Below are 15,457 nucleotides of genomic sequence, written 5' to 3'. Positions count from 1 at the left end.
TCATGAACGTCCCCGGAGGGATTCCCTTGCCGAGCAAGAGAACCGCGCGCATCGGCGCGCTGACCGTCGCCGCGGTCTGTTCCACCATCTCCGCCGTGGTGCTCACCACACCGGCCCACGCGGACACCGTCCACATCCACGACATCCAGGGCACCACCCGGACCTCCCCGCTCGCGGGTGCGAAGGTCACGGACGTGGCCGGCATCGTCACCGGCGTGCGGACCTACGGTTCGTCCAAGGGCTTCTGGCTCCAGGACTCCGCCCCGGACGCCGACCCGGCCACCAGTGAGGGCGTCTTCGTCTTCACCAGCTCCGCCCCCAAGGTCGCCGTCGGCGACTCGGTCACGGTGACGGGCACGGTCTCGGAGTACGTCCCGGGCGGCGCCTCCACCGGCAACCAGTCCGTCACGGAGATCACCAAGCCGACGGTCACCGTCGTCTCCAGCGGCAACGCCGTCCCGGCCGCGACGGTCGTCGACGCGAGGTCCGTGCCGAACGCCTACGCCCCCACCGGCGACACCGCCGCGAGCGGTTCGGTCAACGGCCTCACCCTGGAGCCGGCGAAGTACGCCCTGGACTACTACGAGTCCCTCGAGGGCATGAACGTCCAGGTCTCCGACACCCGTGTGGTCACCGCCACCGACCCGTACACGGAGCTGTGGGTCACGGTGAAGCCGCGCGAGCACGCCACCCACCGCGGCGGCACGGTGTACGGCTCGTACACCTCGCAGAACACGGGCCGGATACAGATCCAGTCCCTGGGCGCGACGGCCGACTTCCCGACCGCGAACGTCGGCGACAAGCTCGCCGGCACCACCGCGGGTCCGCTCGACTACAACCAGTTCGGCGGATACACCCTCGTCGCCAACCAGCTGGGCACCCTGGAGAAGGGTGGCCTGGAGCGCGAGACGACGCAGAAGCAGGCGCGCGGCGAGCTGGCGGTGGCGACGTACAACGTCGAGAACCTGGACCCGGGCGACGCCACCTTCGACGCCCACGCGTCCGCGATCGTGAACAACCTCAAGTCGCCCGACATCGTGTCCCTGGAGGAGATCCAGGACGACAACGGCGCGACGGACGACGGCACGGTCTCCGCCGACCAGACGGTGCGCAAGCTGATCGACGCGATCGTCGCGGCGGGCGGCCCGGCGTACGACTGGCGTTCCATCGACCCGGTCAACGACCAGGACGGCGGCGAGCCCGGCGGCAACATCCGCCAGGTCTTCCTCTTCAACCCCGAGCGGGTCTCCTTCACCGACCGCGCGGGCGGCGACTCGACGACCGCCGTCGGTGTCACGAAGGTGCACGGCAAGGCGCAGCTCACCGCGTCCCCCGGACGCGTCGACCCGGCCAACACGGCCTGGAAGAGCAGCCGCAAGCCGCTCGCGGGCGAGTTCGTCTTCCGCGGCCACACCGTCTTCGTGATCGCCAACCACCTCAACTCCAAGGGTGGCGACCAGGGGCTGACCGCGCAGTACCAGCCCCCGGCGCGCAGCTCGGAGGTCCAGCGGCACGCCCAGGCGACCGCGGTGAACGCCTTCGTCGACGAGATCCTGAAGTCGCAGAAGAACGCCGACGTCATCACGCTCGGCGACATCAACGACTTCGAGTTCTCCGACACGGCCAAGATCCTGGAGGGCGACGGCGAGCTCTGGTCGGCGATCAAGTCGCTGCCGAAGAGCGAGCGTTACACGTACGACTACCAGGGCAACGCCCAGGTCCTCGACCAGATCCTGGTCAGCCCCTCGATCCGCAAGGGCTGCGACCTGGAGTACGACAGCGTGCACATCAACTCGGAGTTCTCCGACCAGATCAGCGACCACGACCCGCAGGTGCTGCGGTTCCGTCCGTAGTCGCCCGGGTACGCGAGAGCCCGGCCCCGTCGTCCGGGGGGCCGGGCTCTTCGCCTGCGTGGAGTCCCGCGGGCGGATCTCGTCGCCTGCGCGGAGTCCCGGCGGGCGGATCTCGTCGCCCGAGGGAACTTCCGCGGGCGACGGCTCTCCTCGCCCACCGGAACTCCCGCCCGGCCGGGCTCGTCGTGCCCGCCCTGGTGCGGGTCAGCCGGCGAAGACTCCGTCGAGCCAGCCCTTCCAGGCGGTCTCGTTGCCCTTGGCGTCGGCGTCGGGCGCGAAGTCGTGGAGGCTGATGCCGACCGGCGCGCCCCAGCGGCCTCGCCCGAAGAAGCGGATGAGCGCGTTGTCGGTGCGCAGCCCGATGAAGTACGGGTTGCGGTAGTCGACCACGGCGTCGAAGACCTGGCCGCCGGGTCCCTGGGCCCGGACCCGCGCGCCCTCGGCGGTGTCGTCCGCGAGGCCGAGGGCCCGTCCGACGGCGGCGAAGGCGTCGGACGCCGTGGACGCGCCGGGCCCCTCGAAGGTCGCGAAGGCGACCGGGCGGCCCGCGAAGTGGGTCACGTACTCGCGCAGGGTGTGCAGGTAGAAGTCGGTGTGCTTGTCGGCTCCGTCGTACTGGTTGTCCCAGTCGTCGGTGAAGATGCCGCTGTGCACATAGCGCACCCAGGAACGCCGGCCCTCGTCACGGGCCTCGATGGTGTGGTCGATCTGGTTGAGACTCTGCGTCGGGAACCCGACGTCCTCGCTGCGCACGGTCAGCCGGTGCGGCGGGTCCCAGGCGGTGATGGTGCTGCCGAAGGGGCCGGCCCCGCCCTCGCGGGGCTCGTACTCCATGGGCCACAGCCAGCCGCCGCTGCCGCTGGTGATCGCGTCCCACATCTGGTCCGGCGTGGCGTCGACCTCGTACTCGCGGGCGATCTCGAATTCCTTGGGCATGATCATGACTCCTGAGTGATCAGTGGGCGGCTTCGCCGTCCGCGGGGGCTTCGGGTCCAGCCACGGCTTCGGGTCCGGCCACGGCCTCCGGTTTGACCGTGGGGTGGACGGCGAGGACGATCCGGTGCGGGCGCCCGCCTTCCGCGTCCCCGTCGTGGTACTTGCGGATGAGCGCGCCGACCCCGGCCGTCAGCTCCTCGATGAACGCGGCCCGGTCGGCGGCCGAGGCGAAGGTCACCTCGCCGTCGAGCGCGTACGTCGCCAGCCGCTTGCGGGCCTTCGCGGCGCCGGTGATGAGCGAGCCGACGTCCCGGACGAGCCGGGCGCCGAGCGCGAGCAGCCAGCGGGCGGACAGCTGGTCGCGGAAGCGGTCCGGATCCGGTTGCACGGCGGCCAGCGCGAGCGGCGAGATGACGTACGACGCCGCGGTCGCGCGCATCAGCCGCTCGGTGACATTGCCCTTGCGGCGCTCGCCCGCCAGCTCGACCAGACCGTGCCGCTCCAGCGTCTTGAGGTGGTAGTTCACCTTCTGCCGGGGCAGGCCGACCCTGCCGGCCAGCATGGCGGCCGACGCGGGTCCCGCGGCCAGCTCGGCCAGCAGCCGGGCCCTGGTGGGGTCCAGCGATGCGGCGGCGGCCTCGGCGTCCTCGATCACGGTCACGTCCAACATGACTCCACCATCCCACCGAAAACTTTTTTTGTCCAGACGACACAAGTCGTCGGCGAGTCGCCGTCCCGCGGCGGCCGGGGTGGCTGGGCGACCGGAATTCCCCGGCCCGGATGCCCCCGGGGGCTTCATCGGCCGGATTCGGGCAACACGCCGGTCATGGACGAGAAGCGACCGGAATCGAAGCGGCAGGCTCTTCCGGACACGGGCACGGACACGGAGACGGCGGGGTCCGCCGAGAAGGACCGTCCCGCCCGGCTGCCCGCACGGGCCTGGTGGGCCGTGTCATGGCGCACGGTGAAGGAGTTCCGGGACGACGAACTCGCCGACCGCGCGGCCGCGTTGACGTACTACGGCGTGCTGTCGCTGTTCCCCGCCCTGCTGCTGGTGGTGTCCCTGCTGGGCGTCATGGGGCAGCGCGTCACGAACAGGCTCCTCGACAACGTGGGGGACCTGGCGCCGGGCCCGGCCCGCGAGATCCTGCGTGACGCGGTGGCGCAACTGGGCGACAGCGGCGGGACGGGCAGCGTGCTCGCGATCGTCGGACTGCTCGTGGCGCTGTGGTCCGCGTCCGGCTACGTCGGCGCGTTCATCCGCGCGTCCAACGCGGTGTACGACCTGCCGGAGGGCCGTCCGGTCTGGAAGATCACCCCGCTGAGGCTCGTACTGACCGTCACGCTGATGCTGCTCCTCACCGCGAGCGCGATCATCGTGGTGTTCACCGGGCCGCTGGCCGAACGGGCCGGCACCGCGATCGGGTTCGGCGACGCGGCGATCACGGCGTGGTCGATCGCCAAGTGGCCGGTCCTGCTGGTGTTCGTCGAGCTGATGATCGCCCTGCTGTACTGGGCCGCTCCCAACGTCTCCGGCCGCGGCTTCCGCTGGTTCAGTCCCGGCAGCGTCGTCGCCACGGTGATCTGGCTGGGCGCGTCCGCGGGATTCGCCGTCTACGCCGCCGGCTACGGCTCCTACAACAAGACGTACGGCACGCTCGCGGGCGCCATCATCTTCCTCGTGTGGCTCTGGCTCACCAACCTGGCCATCCTCCTGGGCCTGGAGTTCGACGCGGAACTCGCCCGCCAGCGGGCCATCACCCACGGCAGGCTCCCGTCCGAGGAGCCCTACGTCGAGCCCCGCGACACCCGCAAGTGGCCCCCGCGTCTGCAGGCGTTGCGCGCGGCCCGGGAAAAGGTGGAGACGGGAATCACGCCGATGCGCAAGGGACCCGAGCGGGACGCCGCCGAGCGGGTGTGACGCCGGGACGGGGAGGACGGCACACGATGCGGCGGCGGACCGGTGTCCGGTCCGCCGCCGCATCGCTCCCCTCCAGCTCCTGGGACGGGGCCCCCAACGGCGCCCTCGACGACCGTTGAACCGCCCTCGGAGCGGGCTCACGGCGAGGAGGACCCCGCCTGCACTCGCTCGCTCGCGGAGGCACGGGTACCCGGAGCCGCCCGGGCTATCCCTGCGGGCCCGGATCGTTCAGACGGGCCAACTGGCTCTGGAACCAGTCGAGTCGGGCTTGAAGGAGTGCCGCCTCCGCGACCAGTTCGGAGACCCCGGGACCGGCCGTGGTGACCCCGGGGCCGGACGTGGCGACCACGGGACCGCCGGCGGCCCGGACCCGCAAGCCGTCACCCGCCAGCCGTGCGAAGGAGGCGAGCGAGAGGGACGTACGACCCCGAACGCATCCCGCGCAGGCGGCCGTCAGCGCGCGCCGGCCCGGACGTCCCCAGCCCGCGTCGGCCAGCGCTCCGGCCACGGCGCCGCAGGCGCAGGGGCCTACGGTGGCGGTGCGCACCCGCTGGCGGGCGTAGCGGAAACCCCGCTCGAAGCGGATGTAGGCGCCGAGGACGGAGACTTCGAGGAGGACGGCCGCCCGGTGCTCGGCCGTGCACAGCATCGCCTCGGCGGTGGTGGAGTCGTGCACGCAGTGGAAGCCGCAGTCGCAGCGGCGGTGCGGCGCGCGGTGCCGCCGTCCGTAGACGCAGCGCGCCTCGTCCAGGACTCCGTACGGCAGCGCGCGGCCCAGCGATACGCCGGTGAACCCGGCCCGGGTGCCGTCCTGGGACAGCACCGGGTGGGCGATCTTGTATCCGGTCGGCGGCTCCGTCGGACGTTCCTCGGGGAGCCGCAGCCTCATCGTCCGGCCGGAACGTCTTCGGGTACGGACGCCTCCGACTCCTCGATGATCTCGGGGAGTTCGAACTCGTCCCCGGGGGTGTGGGCCTGCTCTTCCGCGACTCCGGTGGCGAGTGCCTTGCCCAGCCTCATGACGCCTCCCGCTCTGCCGACGACTGCCGTCCTCGCCATGGTGACCCATGACGGGCCGGTTTGGCACCAGTGCCTCGACCCGGCTCCGGCGGACCCGGCCGGCCCGCGGCAGCCCCCGTCCCCGCCTCCGCCTTCGCCGCCATCCCCGAAAGGCGTAGCATCCGTTGCCTTTACCTCGTAGAAGAATTAAGTGGAGCTTCACAGTCGAGCGGCCGAGACTACTTCCATGACCGATTCGAGGACCGTTCCCCCGACCGCCGCCACCGTCACCGCCTCCCCGGCCGCCCGGCACGCGACGCGGCCCGTTCCCGCCTTCGGCCGTGCCCTCTGCGCGATGATCACGCCGTTCACGGAGGCGGGTGCGCTGGATGCCGACGGCGCGCAGCGGCTCGCCGGGCGGCTGGTGGCCGAGGGCTGCGACGGGCTCGTGCTCTCCGGGACGACGGGCGAGTCGCCGACCACGACGGACACCGAGAAGGCCGCGCTGGTGCGGGCGGTGCGGGAGGCCGTCGGCGACCGGGCGTCGATCGTGGCGGGGGTGGGGACGGCCGACACCCGGCACACCGTGGAGCTGGCCCTGGCGGCCGAAAAGGCGGGCGCGGACGGGCTTTTGGTGGTCACGCCGTACTACAGCAGGCCTCCGCAGGACGCGGTCGAGGCTCATTTCCGGGAGATCGCGGACGCCTCGGGGCTGCCCCTCGTGCTGTACGACATCCCCGGGCGCAGCGGGACCCGGATCGAACCGGAGACGATGATCCGGCTGGCGGAGCATCCGCGGATCGTGGCGGTCAAGGACTGCGCGTACGACCTCCTCGGCACCCAGAAGGTGCTGGCCCGCACGGAGTTGGCGTACTACGCGGGCTGCGACGAGTACGTCCTCGCGCTGTACGCGATCGGCGCGGCCGGGTATGTCAGCACGGTCGCGAACGCGGTGCCGCGTCATTTCCGGTCGATCCTCGACGCGTTCGACGCGGGCGACCCGGCGGGCGCGGCGCGCCACCAGCGACAGGCCGTCCCGCTCATCGAGTCGATGATGTCGGCCGGGCTGCCGGGCAGCGTCACGGCGAAGGCGCTGCTCGGCCGGCTCGGTCTGCCCGCGGGCCCGGTCCGCGCACCGCTGCGGCCCGCCGGCCGGGAGACGGCCGACGGGCTGCTGGCGACCTACGAGGAGCTGGTCGCCGCGGTGTCCTGACGGGTGGGACCGACCCCCGTCCGCCCCCTGCCGTCAGGACGGGGCGACGGTGGTCTCCGACCGGTCCCGCCGCCCCCTGGCCCGGCCCCTCAGCGCTGCGCGAAGACCGGATTCCAGCGCCCGTCCGCGCCGTCGTTGCCCTTGCGGAAACCGGTGAGCGGGACCTCGGTGTCGCTGCCGATGGTGATGAGCACCAGCCGCTGGTGGAACTCGTTGGTGCCGGGCGCGATGTCCCAGGCGATCAGCCGCTTGTTGTCGGCCCAGGCGAGCAGTTGCTGCCCGCGCACCTTGGCGACCCGCTCGCCGGTGTACGGGTCGTTGATCTCCGACGCCGTCGTCTTCCGCCCGCCCGCGAAGTCACCGGCGGCGAGCTTGCCGTCCGGGGACAGCCGCGCCTGGACGAACCAGTGCAGGTACTTCTCGTTCGCCGGCGTGGCGACCTTGTTGCCGTCGAGGTCGTAGAACTGGTTGTCGGGCGCGGTGGTGAGCCCCGAGTAGACCAGCTGGGCGTCGTGACTGAAGCCGAAGTCCTGGCGGGTGTTCAGGTCCTGTCTGTCGGTGACCTCGCTCCAGGAGCTCTTGCCGGTGCTCACGTCGACGATGGAGAAACCGGTCCGGTCCGATGCGTCGTAGTGCGGGCTCCAGTCGTTCTTCTTGCCGTCCCCGTCGGCGTCGTAGTCCACCTTGTGGACGAGATCCGGGTTCTTGGCGTACGTCGTCGCGACGAGCTTGCGGCCGTCGGAGGAGAACTCGACCGATGCGACACCGTGGTCCACGGGGATCCAGCGCTCGACCTTGCCGGTGAGCAGGTCGAGCAGGCCGATCCGCTTGGCCGGCAGTTCCTTCTCCAGGACGGCGGCGGTCCGCATCCCGGGTGCCACGCTGAGATACGACCACTTGGTGGTCTTCACGTATTTGCCGGTCCTCTGGTCGAGAAGGCGGTAGGTGCGCTCGTTGACGGCGACCTTCGCGGACTTCTCGACCCTGTCCCGGATGTAGTAGGCCGCCAGCGCCGTGTCCCCCGCCGCGACCAGGTCCCGGGGCGGTGTCTGGCCCGGGTGGGCGATGATGTCGCTCTTGTTCATCTCGCTCGCGGGCCGCACATCGTCCCCGCCCCCGCCGAGGCGGGGTACACCCACCGCGACGGCGACAGCAGCGACGGCGGCCACGGCGACGGCCGCGAGCCTGCGGGTGTGGCGGCGGCGCCGTACGGCCAGGACCCGGTCGGCGAAGTACGGAGGCGCGGGCATGCTGTCGGCGGCCTGCTCACGGAAGGCGTCGCCCACCAGTTGATCGACGTTCACGGACGCACCTCCACGGGCGAGTAGTCACGGGACGGGGGCTGTTCGGTCTCGGCCTCGGCCGGGCCGAGCGCCACGAGTTCGGGCGCGAGGGTGCGCAGCCGGGCCAGCGAGCGGTGCGTCGTGGACCGTACGGTCCCCACGGAGCACCCCAGGATCCGGGCCACGTCGGCCTCGGGCAGATCCTCGAAGTAGCGCAGGACGAGAACCGTGCGCTGCCGGGCGGTCAGCCGGGCCAGCGCCCCGCGCATCACGAGGCGCAGCTCGGCAGCCGACACGGTGTCCGCTCCCGCGCTCGCCTCCGGCGGCTCGGCGACGCTCAGTTCGCGCCGCGGCCACTTCAGCCGCCAGCGGCTGACCTGCTGCCGGTAGAGGATCTGGCGTACGTACGCCTCCGGTTCGTCGATCCGGTTCCAGCGGCCCGCCGCCTTGATCAGCGCGTTCTGCAGCAGGTCCTCGGCGGCGTGCCGGTCCCCGCCGCTGAGGAGGACGGCCGTCTTCAGCAGCGCGGACGACCGGTTCGCCACGAACTCCCGGAAACTCTCCTGGCCTTCGGCATCCATCGTCACCTTCTCTTCCCCGGCGGGCTCTGTGCCCGGCCCCTGTGCCCCTTGTGACGCGCGCGCCCGCCCGCCGCTATGCCTGCCCCGGCGAGAAAATCCAGAGGCCCGCCGGCGAAGGAGGACTCTCCGCCTCCGTACGAGGCGTAATTCCCGCGGGACCACGCCGTTCCTGCCGTACGTTGTCGAGGTGAGCCGACCGCTGCTGTATCTCGACGTCGACGGCCCCCTCAACCCGTACGCGGCCCAGAAGGAGCGTCGGCCCGAGGGGTACACGACGATCCGGGTCGCCCTGGAACCCGGCCGGCGGCTGCGCGTCTGGCTCCATCCCGGCCACGGTCGCGCCCTGCTCGCCCTCGGCTACGACCTGTGCTGGGCCACCACCTGGATGGACGCCGCCAACCGCTGGATCGCCCCCGTGATCGGCCTCCCCGAGCTCCCGTACGTCGACTTCACCGGCGCTCTGTTCGCCGAGCGCCCCGACGGCGTCCACTGGAAGACGGAACGCATCGTGGCCCACGCCGCGGGACGCCCTTTCGCCTGGGTGGACGACGAACAGAGCCCGGCCGACGAGGCGTTCGTCGCCGCCCACCATCGCGCACCCGCTCTGCTGCGTCACGTCGACCCCCGACTCGGCCTGCGCGAGACCGACTTCGAGGCTCTGAGGGAGTTCGCCACGACCCTCTGACACGGCATCGTGCGTCCGCAGGCCTCCGGCGGACGCACGAGCACCCTCCCTGGCGTGCTCCTGCCGCGGAAGGGCGCTCGACATCCCCGGTGCCCGTACCTTCCGGCACTGCATGCGCAGCTTCGACTACGCGTGGGAGCGAGGCCGAGCCGCCCAGGTGCTGTTCGGGGTTCGGATCCAGGTGGAGTCAAGCGTTTCCCTTTCGGTGGTTTGACCACCTGTTAGCGTGCGCGGATGGAAGATCTGGGACCCGTGGCCTGGCCGCCTGGGCCGATCAGGACCGCGAGGCTCGTGCTCCGTGAGCCCGAGCCCCGGGACCGTGCGGCGTTCACCGAGCTGCTCGCCTCGCCGGAGGTGCACACCTACCTCGGCGGCCCCCGATCGCGTGACGCGCTTGAGCGCGAGATGTCCGGGGCGCCCGAGCGGTGGCCCGGGAGCTTCGTCGTTGACCTCGACGGGTCGATGATCGGCCAGATCCTGCTCAGGAGAACACCCGAGCACCGTCGCCCGGTTGCCGAGGGGAAGATCGATCTCGGCTACCTGTTCCTGCCGCGGGCGTGGGGATTCGGGTACGCCGCCGAGGCGTGCGCGGCGGCACTCGGCTGGCTGGCCGGCGCGCTTCCCGGTGAGCCGGTGGTGCTCACCACCCAGACCGCCAACGTCGGCTCGATGCGTCTCGCGGCGAAGCTGGGGTTCACCGAGGTAGAGCGGTTCGAGGCCTGGGGCGCCGAGCAGTGGCTCGGCATGTGGTCCCCGGTCCCGCCGTCCAGTCGAGTTTGCGAATGAACCGCCGGGGAGTACGCGCCCGTCCGCCCGCGAGCGGCCTGCAACCGCGACTTGTCCGCGCGGATGCGGCGGTACGGGAGACGAAGGAAGAGACCGGCTTCGACCTCGAGGTGACAGGCCTGGTCGGGCTCTGCACGAACCCCGGTCACGTCATGGCCGATGACGACGGCGAGGTGCGCCAGCAGTTCTCGGTCTGCTTCACGGCCCGGATCGCCGGAGGCGAGCTGCGGACCAGCAGCGAGAGCAAGGAAGTTGCCTTCGTGGACCCGAGCAGGCTGGATGAGCTGAACATCCACCCGTCCAAGCGCATGCGGATCGAGCACGGCGTGGCAGGCCGGCAGAAGCCCTACATCGGATAGGAGCTGGCGGACTGTGGCAACGCCCCGCAGCATGGACCGCGAGGAAGCTCTCTCCCTCGTGCGACGCCTCATGGCCGCCGACTTCACCGACGAGGACGAGGCGAGCGAGGCCATGGTCAAGCTCGAACGTGGACTCGCCTGCCCTCACATCAGCGACTACATCTACTGGGACTTCGACCCGGAACCGACCGCCGAGAAGATCATCGATCGCGCTCTGGCCTACGAGCCGTTCGCACTCTGATCCGCACAAAGGGCGCTCGGCCGGCGAACCGCGCGATGCCCGCAGGCCGGCGGCCCGCTCATTCCCCGACGACCGTGGCGATGAGGGCCTGGAGCTGGGCCGCGGTGCGGTCGAGGGGCTCGGTGCTGCGCTTGGCGCGGCACATGGCCACGGTGCCCTCGACGGCGGCGACGATGAGCGTGGCGATCTGCGCGGCCCGTTCGTTGTCGGCGCCGTGCTCCCGCAGGGAGCCGGCGAGCAGGTCCTCCCACTGCTCGAAGACCTCTGCGGCGGCGGCCAGGGCAGGCGGGACTTCGTCGGCGGGGGGTTCCTCGATGGCGACTGCCAGGACGGGGCAGCCGGCATGGAAGTCGGTGTCGACGACGATCTTCCGCCACAGGGCGAGGAAGGCGTTCAGCCCGGCGGCCGGGCCCGCTTCCAGCTCGTTGCGCAGGCTGCGGGCCACCCAATCGCCCGTGTACCGGACGGCCTCCGTTGCCAGTTGCTGCTTGCCCTCGGGGAAGTAGTGGTACGTCGAGCCGAGCGGCGCCTTGGCGTGCTTGGCCATCTCTCGGATGCTCGTGGCGCTCAGGCCACGCCGGCTGATCATGTCCGCGGCGCCGGCCACGATCCGTGCGCGGGACGGCGTGCTGCTCTTGGGCACCTGGCTCCACTCTCCTCTGGCTATAACGCTCGTCATAGTCTAGCGTGGCCATCGCTTATAACGACCGTCATAGCGTGACGGTGTCGCGAGATGGAGGAGCTGCCATGCCGATGATCAGGCTGACCGTCCCGACCGGTGCCCTCACCGACCAGGGACGCGCGACCGTTCAGCGCGACCTGGCCCGGGTGCTGCTGCACTGGGAAGGAGCGCCGGACACCGCCTTCTTCCGCGCTCAGGCGTGGAGCTACCTGACCGAGTTGCCCGAGGGCGCCCAGGTGACCGCGGAGGACGACGCGCCCCGCTTCCTCGTGGAGGTGACGGTTCCTCAGGGTGCGCTGTCCGAGCGCCGCAAGAGCGGCCTTGTCGAGGGCGCCACCAAGACCGTGCTCGCGGCCGCCGGGTTGTCACCAGCCGAGGCGCTGCGTGTGTGGGTACTGGTCCACGAGCAGCCCGACGGCACCTGGGGCGCCGGCGGCTCGGTGATCCGCTACGCCGCCCTGGTGGCTCTCGCGAAGGGACAGGCCGATGCGTGAACTGATCTACGCCGCCCGGAGCACCGTCGAGTGGCGCGAGGCCCCCGATCCAACGGTCCGGTCGGCCGGCGAGGTGATCGTCGCACCGATCGCGGCCGCCTCCTGCGACGTGGACTCCATGATCCTGGCCGGACACGGCTTCATCGACCCGCCGTTCGCACTCGGCCACGAGTGCGTGGCCCGGGTCGTCGACGTTGGCGACGCGGTGACCTCCGTAGCCCCCGGCGACCTGGTCGTCGTCCCCTGGTCGATCAACTGCGGCACCTGCGACCACTGCCGCACAGGACTGACTGCCCACTGCGGATCCGTGCCGCACATGGCCATGTACGGCGCACCGATCGGCGGCAGCTGGGGCGGACTCTTCTCCGACCTGGTCCGCGTCCCCTACGCGGACGCCATGCTGGTGCCGCTGACCGCGGGGCTCGACCCGGTGGCCATGGCCTCGGCCAGCGACAACTGGTCCCTGTCCTGGCGCCTGGTCGCCCCGCACCTCAAGACCCGCCCCGGAGCACGCGTCCTGGTCGTCGCGCGCGGCAGCATCGGCCTGTACGTGTGCGACATCGCCCGCGCCCTCGGCGCCTCCGACGTCCTCTACGTCGACCCCGACCCCACGCACCGTGCCCTCGCCGAGAGCTACGGCGCCCGCACCGCCGAGACCCTCGAACCGGTACGGCACGGCTTCGACCTCGCCGTCGAGGCCACCGGCCGCGTCGACCAACTCGCCCTCGCCGTACGCTCCCTCGCCCCCGAAGGCATCTGCGAATCGGCGGGCAACCACTTCCGGCCCGGCGAACTGCCGCTGCTCGACATGTACCTCACCGGCGTCACCCTGCGCATCGCCCGCGACAACGTCCGCGCGCACATCCCCGATGCCCTCGACCTCGCCCTCACGGGGAAGGTCGCGCCCGAACGCGTCGTCTCCCACGTCCTCGACTGGGAACAACTCCCCGACGCGCTTCCGGAGAACCACCTCAAACCCGTCTTCGTACGCACCGTCAACTGAGCCGCCCGACCCCACCACCTCGCCACACCGAGAAAGCCGGTGAACGCAGAGCTGACCGACCCTCCGGCGACGAACTCCGGCCCCCGACGACAGACGGAAAGCGAACTGGAACACCAATGATCCGCCGTCGCCGCACTCGGACACGAGCTTCGGGCACTGGTCGACATCGCCGTGGCACGACCGCTCCGGCACACACCCTGCACCGCCTGGCAGACGACGTCCGCCGACTGGCCGCCGACCTCACGGAACCGATGCGCACCCGTTCAGAGATCCCTGCCGTGGATGAGTTCCCCGGAGGAATGCCGATGTACAGCCCCGTAACCGGCGCCGGCAGCCCGCTCGCGCCGCCCATGCGCGTCACGGCGGGGGACGGCGGCCTTGTGGGACAGTGCCTCCTCGGCATCGCCCACGAAGGACCGCCCGGCTACAGACACGGCGGCATCAGTGCCATGCTCCTGGATGAGCTGACGGGTTGGGCCTGTGGCGCCGCCGGAAGGCCCGGGATGACCGTCTCCCTGCAGATGCGGTACCACCACCCCGTTCCCCTGGACACCCCCTGCGGGTTCTCGCCCACGTCACGGGAATCGAGGAACGCAAGACCTGAGTGACCGGTTCGATCACCACGGAACACGACCCCTCCACACCCCTGGTGGCAGCGGACGGCATCTTCATCTCACCCGACCCCGACCGCCCCCGCGCCCTGTTCCCCAACCTGCGCGAGACGACATGACGGAAAGCCGAGGACGGCCCGTACCGCTGTCCCTGCTGCGGCTTCCTGACGCTCCATGAGCGTGGGAGCTACGAGATCTGCCCCGTGTGCCTCTGGGAGGACGGTGGGCAGGACGACCACGATGCGGACCGGGTCCAGGGCGGTCCGAACGGCCCATGGATCGAACTCCTGAAGCGGTGATCGCTCGACCCACCGCTGCAGGCGGGCGCAGGCCACCAGTGTGCTGCCGTCTTCGGTGAGGTAGAGCAGGAAGGTCCGTTTCTGATCGGCAGAATCGATCAGCCCTCCGCGCACCGGCCGGCCATGCTCGCGGAGGAGCTGCACCATTCGTTCCAGCCCAAGAGGTTCTACTCCGTGCAGCCCCATGCGCCGAAGTCGGCGTGCAAAGACCCCGGCATGCTGCTCCAGGGATGCCGCATGACCTGGGGGGTCGTTGCAGCCGGAGTGACCTGGGGTTAAGTCCGCCCTTACAAGGCCGCTATCCCCCAACGCACGAGCACCCTCCCGGGCCGTCCTGGGGCCGTGGAAGGGTGCTCGATGGTGACCAACGTCGACAACTGCCGACAGCTCGGCGGCAGTTCAGAACGCTGATCCGGTAAGCGGCCGCAAGTCACGGCCGCCGATGGTCAGTTGTGGCTGTGCAGGACCTCGTTCAGGCCGCCCCAGACCGCGTTGTTCGGGCGCGCCTCGACGGTCCCGGTGACCGAGTTGCGGCGGAACAGGATGTTCGATGCCCCGGACAGGTCGCGGGCCTTGACGATGTCTCCGTCGGGCATCGTCACGCGGGTTCCGGCGGTGACGTACAGCCCGGCCTCGACCACGCACTCGTCGCCGAGGGCGATGCCGACGCCCGCCTCCGCGCCGACGAGGCAGCGCTCGCCGATGGTGATGCGGACGTTGCCGCCGCCCGAGAGGGTGCCCATGGTGGACGCGCCGCCGCCGATGTCCGAACCGTCGCCGACGACGACACCGGCGGAGATGCGGCCCTCGACCATGGAGGTGCCGAGCGTGCCCGCGTTGAAGTTCACGAAGCCCTCGTGCATGACGGTCGTGCCCTCGGCGAGGTGCGCGCCGAGGCGGACCCGGTCGGCGTCGGCGATACGGACGCCCTTGGGCGCGACATAGTCCGTCATACGCGGGAACTTGTCGATGGAGGTCACCTGGAGGTGCAGACCGGCGGCGCGCGCGTTCAGCCGGACCTTCTCGACGTCGTCGACGGCGACCGGGCCGAGCGAGGTCCAGGCGACGTTGGCGAGCAGCCCGAACACGCCGTCCAGGTTCTGGCCGTGCGGCTTGACCAGGCGGTGCGACAGGAGGTGCAGGCGCAGGTACGCGTCGTGCGCGTCGAGCGGCTTGTCGTCCAGCGACGCGATGACCGTACGGACCGCGACCACCTCGACGCCACGGCGGGCGTCGGGGCCGATCGCCTGCGCGGCTCCCTCGCCGAGCAGTTCCACGGCGCGCTCGGCGGACAGCCGCTCGGTACCGGCCGGGCCGGGCTCGGCGGACAGTTCGGGGGCGGGGAACCAGGTGTCGAGAACGGTGCCGTCGGCGGTGAGGGTGGCGAGCCCGGCGGCGACGGCGCCGGTGGTACGAGAAGCAGTCGAGTCGGTCATGGGTGAAACCTAACTTGGCGGGGCCCGCCCGGGCGAACCGGTACGCGGGACGTCTCAGGTACCGGGCCGCCGGGT

19 protein-coding genes are annotated in these 15,457 nt (G+C 71.1%); 11 read left to right on the top strand and 8 right to left on the bottom strand.

The genetic code is table 11. From position 1 onward, the window contains the following. Positions 1-26 precede the first annotated feature (26 nt). Positions 27-1,853, top strand: coding sequence for an endonuclease/exonuclease/phosphatase family protein (locus ACWD68_RS21960; RefSeq protein WP_451808107.1), 1,827 nt, complete (start codon positions 27-29; stop codon positions 1,851-1,853). 204 nt (positions 1,854-2,057) lie between these two features. Here ACWD68_RS21960 and ACWD68_RS21955 read toward each other — a convergent pair whose 3' ends face one another. After that, positions 2,058-2,789, bottom strand: coding sequence for an SRPBCC family protein (locus tag ACWD68_RS21955; RefSeq protein ID WP_451808106.1), 732 nt, complete (start codon positions 2,787-2,789; stop codon positions 2,058-2,060). Positions 2,790-2,808: 19 nt separating this feature from the next. Next, a complete protein-coding gene (locus ACWD68_RS21950; protein WP_451808105.1) occupies positions 2,809-3,459 on the bottom strand; it encodes an ArsR/SmtB family transcription factor in 651 nt (216 codons plus the stop codon). Between the two features lie 156 nt (positions 3,460-3,615). Here ACWD68_RS21950 and ACWD68_RS21945 point away from each other — a divergent pair, with 156 nt between their 5' ends. Continuing rightward, positions 3,616-4,710, top strand: coding sequence for a YihY/virulence factor BrkB family protein (locus ACWD68_RS21945; protein WP_451808104.1), 1,095 nt, complete (start codon positions 3,616-3,618; stop codon positions 4,708-4,710). A gap of 205 nt (positions 4,711-4,915) precedes the next feature. Here ACWD68_RS21945 and ACWD68_RS21940 read toward each other — a convergent pair whose 3' ends face one another. Continuing rightward, entirely contained in the window at positions 4,916-5,599 is a 684-nt protein-coding gene (locus tag ACWD68_RS21940) for a hypothetical protein (protein WP_451808103.1), read from the bottom strand. Continuing rightward, positions 5,596-5,730 (bottom strand): hypothetical protein, encoded by a 135-nt coding sequence (locus ACWD68_RS21935; RefSeq protein ID WP_451808102.1) that lies wholly within the window; start codon positions 5,728-5,730, stop codon positions 5,596-5,598. The genes ACWD68_RS21940 and ACWD68_RS21935 overlap by 4 nt, the downstream gene beginning before the upstream one ends. A 226-nt stretch (positions 5,731-5,956) precedes the next feature. Between ACWD68_RS21935 and dapA the strand changes: the two genes are divergently transcribed. After that, a complete protein-coding gene (gene dapA, locus ACWD68_RS21930) occupies positions 5,957-6,922 on the top strand; it encodes a 4-hydroxy-tetrahydrodipicolinate synthase (RefSeq protein ID WP_451808101.1) in 966 nt (321 codons plus the stop codon). A gap of 89 nt (positions 6,923-7,011) precedes the next feature. Here the strand turns inward: dapA and ACWD68_RS21925 are convergent, their stop codons facing one another. Together ACWD68_RS21925 and ACWD68_RS21920 are read right to left on the bottom strand one after the other, a co-directional pair. Then, a complete protein-coding gene (locus ACWD68_RS21925; protein ID WP_451808100.1) occupies positions 7,012-8,226 on the bottom strand; it encodes a WD40 repeat domain-containing protein in 1,215 nt (404 codons plus the stop codon). After that, positions 8,223-8,786 carry a SigE family RNA polymerase sigma factor gene (locus ACWD68_RS21920; RefSeq protein WP_451808099.1) on the bottom strand — a complete coding sequence of 188 codons (564 nt, stop codon included), beginning with the start codon at positions 8,784-8,786 and terminating at the stop codon, positions 8,223-8,225. Before ACWD68_RS21920 ends, ACWD68_RS21925 begins: the two co-directional genes overlap by 4 nt. A 187-nt stretch (positions 8,787-8,973) precedes the next feature. Here ACWD68_RS21920 and ACWD68_RS21915 point away from each other — a divergent pair, with 187 nt between their 5' ends. The 4 genes from ACWD68_RS21915 to ACWD68_RS21900 all read left to right on the top strand — a co-directional run bounded on the left by ACWD68_RS21915 (position 8,974) and on the right by ACWD68_RS21900 (position 10,857). Continuing rightward, positions 8,974-9,471, top strand: a complete 498-nt coding sequence (locus tag ACWD68_RS21915; RefSeq protein ID WP_451808098.1) for a hypothetical protein — start codon at positions 8,974-8,976, stop codon at positions 9,469-9,471. A gap of 234 nt (positions 9,472-9,705) precedes the next feature. Next, positions 9,706-10,257, top strand: a complete 552-nt coding sequence (locus ACWD68_RS21910; RefSeq protein ID WP_451808097.1) for a GNAT family N-acetyltransferase — start codon at positions 9,706-9,708, stop codon at positions 10,255-10,257. Further along, positions 10,254-10,616 carry an NUDIX hydrolase gene (locus ACWD68_RS21905; protein WP_451808096.1) on the top strand — a complete coding sequence of 121 codons (363 nt, stop codon included), beginning with the start codon at positions 10,254-10,256 and terminating at the stop codon, positions 10,614-10,616. Before ACWD68_RS21910 ends, ACWD68_RS21905 begins: the two co-directional genes overlap by 4 nt. A 13-nt stretch (positions 10,617-10,629) precedes the next feature. Then, on the top strand, positions 10,630-10,857 hold the full coding sequence (locus ACWD68_RS21900) for an e9imm peptide (RefSeq protein WP_451808095.1): 228 nt from the start codon (positions 10,630-10,632) through the stop codon (positions 10,855-10,857). 58 nt (positions 10,858-10,915) lie between these two features. Here the strand turns inward: ACWD68_RS21900 and ACWD68_RS21895 are convergent, their stop codons facing one another. Beyond that, positions 10,916-11,500, bottom strand: coding sequence for a TetR/AcrR family transcriptional regulator (locus tag ACWD68_RS21895; protein ID WP_451808094.1), 585 nt, complete (start codon positions 11,498-11,500; stop codon positions 10,916-10,918). A 104-nt stretch (positions 11,501-11,604) separates the two neighbouring features. On the opposite strand from ACWD68_RS21895, the gene ACWD68_RS21890 reads away from it, so the two are divergent. The 4 genes from ACWD68_RS21890 (at position 11,605) to ACWD68_RS21875 (ending at position 13,946) form a co-directional block, all read left to right on the top strand. Then, the gene (locus ACWD68_RS21890) at positions 11,605-12,033 is read left to right on the top strand and encodes a tautomerase family protein (protein WP_451808093.1); all 429 of its coding nucleotides are present in this window, start codon (positions 11,605-11,607) and stop codon (positions 12,031-12,033) included. Then, a complete protein-coding gene (locus ACWD68_RS21885) occupies positions 12,026-13,036 on the top strand; it encodes a zinc-dependent alcohol dehydrogenase (protein WP_451808092.1) in 1,011 nt (336 codons plus the stop codon). Before ACWD68_RS21890 ends, ACWD68_RS21885 begins: the two co-directional genes overlap by 8 nt. A gap of 604 nt (positions 13,037-13,640) precedes the next feature. Continuing rightward, positions 13,641-13,766 (top strand): hypothetical protein, encoded by a 126-nt coding sequence (locus ACWD68_RS21880; protein WP_451808091.1) that lies wholly within the window; start codon positions 13,641-13,643, stop codon positions 13,764-13,766. Positions 13,767-13,811: 45 nt separating this feature from the next. Further along, the gene (locus ACWD68_RS21875) at positions 13,812-13,946 is read left to right on the top strand and encodes a CPCC family cysteine-rich protein (RefSeq protein ID WP_451808161.1); all 135 of its coding nucleotides are present in this window, start codon (positions 13,812-13,814) and stop codon (positions 13,944-13,946) included. Positions 13,947-14,392: 446 nt separating this feature from the next. Here the strand turns inward: ACWD68_RS21875 and dapD are convergent, their stop codons facing one another. Next, on the bottom strand, positions 14,393-15,382 hold the full coding sequence (gene dapD / locus ACWD68_RS21870) for a 2,3,4,5-tetrahydropyridine-2,6-dicarboxylate N-succinyltransferase (RefSeq protein WP_451808090.1): 990 nt from the start codon (positions 15,380-15,382) through the stop codon (positions 14,393-14,395). Positions 15,383-15,457: the final 75 nt, after the last annotated feature.

The organism is Streptomyces sp. NPDC005141 (assembly GCF_053599975.1).
The sequence above is the reverse complement of the archived record's forward strand: the minus strand, read 5'-3'. Positions and strand labels throughout refer to the sequence as shown.